At 51.5% G+C, this 2,093-nt stretch carries 1 protein-coding gene; it reads left to right on the top strand.

Features of this window, described 5'->3' with window-relative positions; genetic code table 11:
- On the top strand, positions 1–2,047 hold a 2,047-nt coding region (locus KDK14_RS02645), incomplete at its 5' end, for an ankyrin repeat domain-containing protein (protein ID WP_257263473.1).
- Between the last annotated feature and the right edge of the window lie 46 nt (positions 2,048–2,093).

Raw genomic sequence — 2,093 nt, 5'->3', positions numbered from 1 at the left:
TGCCAATACCACGACCCCTGCTGGCTTGCCTTTGCTGCATACTGCCGCCGAACGCGGCGACCTGCAGCTGGTACAACTGTTGTTGGAGCAGGGGGCCACTGTCAACCTGCTGAGTCGGGAGGGAAAAACCCCCGCATTGATTGCCGTTGACAAGGGTCACAAATCGGTGGCCAACAGGCTGATCAAAGCCGCAGGTGCAGGGGATATTGAAACTATCTTAGCAGAAGCTGTCGCTCGCGAAGACGTCAAAGTGCTCAGTCGGTTGCTCCCGGTGGCTGAACTTGGTGGCAGCCAATTCCGGCAATTGTTCCATCAGGCGGCAGTGAACAAACAGCGTCCGGTGGTCAATTATTTCGCCATGCAAAGTACTCTCAGTGTGGAAATTGCTTTTCTCATGGCGGTTTACAATAACGAGTTGGGAGCGGTCACTGAATTTCTCAAGGCAGGTATTTACAAAAGCCGTGGTTGTTCGCCGTCGTATTTATTGATGGCGGCAGTACGCAGGGAGGAAGAGAAGGTTAAAACCTTCATTCAAGGGGGTGTGGATGCCAGCAATGATATTAAACTGGCGGCGCAAGCCAGGGAGACGGAAGCACTGTCAGTACTGGTATCGGGTTTTGCTGACATTGAGGCAAGAAACCAGCAGGTTGAGGCACTCATTTTCAGGGAGGTTGACGATCCATCAGTGCTTTCATCGCTGGTAGCGGTTGAGCGTGACTCCGGGGCTGCTGGTCTCAGGGCTATCCTGTTTTCGATTTTGGCAAGGAGTACAAAAGCCCATAATGTTCTCCACAGTGCGCTGGAAAGAATACAGACTATTGACGATGAAAACCCCGGGGAGAACCAGGAATGCGCTCCGGCCCAGTATCGTCAGGGAAAAGGGCCACGGGTGAGTGATGTTGAGACGCCGATTGCCAGCTCTTTGATAAGGCAATCCTGCACAGACGCTATCAAACACAATCAGGCTCAGCTGAAGCAGAATCAGGCTGTAATCCAGGCATTGATAAACGCCGGAGTTGATCTTGATATCACTGACGACAGAGGGGTCTCTTTCCTCGCTCAGGCGATACAGGGGAACTGCCAGGACATTGTCCGGTCCATTCTGGATTGCTGGAAACGCCCGGACCCGCTTCTTGACAACTCTGCTGCACCACAGCCAGATGGTCGAATTAACACATACCGCTCAATGATACTGACCGATGCCCTGGAGTTGGCCATTGGCCTGGACCGGCAGCACATGATCATGCTGTTGCTGGACGCTGTGAACGGGATGAAAAATGTTCAGTTTGATCGCTCTCGACTTGATGGTAATAGCAACATCCTCTATAGAATTGCGCACATGGGCAACACCCGGCTGCTGCGGGAACTCTGGCAACTGGGCTTCCGGGCTACCCCGAGCCTGCAGCAAATTGTACATCGCGCAGACAAAAATAAGCTGCAACAGCTTGTTGCGGCAGGCGTTAAACTGAACGCTACCGATGTGGGCAGCCAGATGCATCCACTGCTGTTGGCCGTCACTTTGCGTGCCACTGATCTGCCATTGGTGCGCTCCATGGTAGCAATCACTGATAATCTTGAAGATGTTATTTGTGACCAGGCCCTGAAAACACAAAAAGAAGTGTTGTCACAGCTTTGTCAAATTGTGGCTGAAGACCACACACGCATTATGAATATGCTGGTGCGTGCTGCTAATGGCGAAAATCACGGTCTTTTCCAGACACTGGCGGGCGTGCAGCAGATGGCTGGCCAACTTGGCCGGTGCCTGAGTGATGCCGCACACCGTGGCCATAACAAGGTCGTCAGTGAACTGCTCAACGTTGGTGTTGATATCAACGATTCCAACCTGGGGTTGTTTCTGTATGAAACAGCCCTTGAACATCCGGATATTGCCAAACTGATGGTGGACCATTGGCAAGGTAAAGCGAACAGAAATTGCCGGGTTATTATCAAGGAATCGGTCAATTTGGCCAATCATAAACCCGGTTCGCAGCAAATTTGTGTCTTTTTAAACAGTTTGTCGGGTATGGCCAGGTCGGAGGAGTGTTAATGTTTTACCTGATTACCACTGATCGTACGTCATGATACAGAGAAAG

Source organism: Endozoicomonas sp. ONNA2, assembly GCF_024606365.1.
Taxonomy (GTDB): domain Bacteria; phylum Pseudomonadota; class Gammaproteobacteria; order Pseudomonadales; family Endozoicomonadaceae; genus Endozoicomonas.
This window is presented reverse-complemented; position numbering and strand designations above follow the sequence as displayed.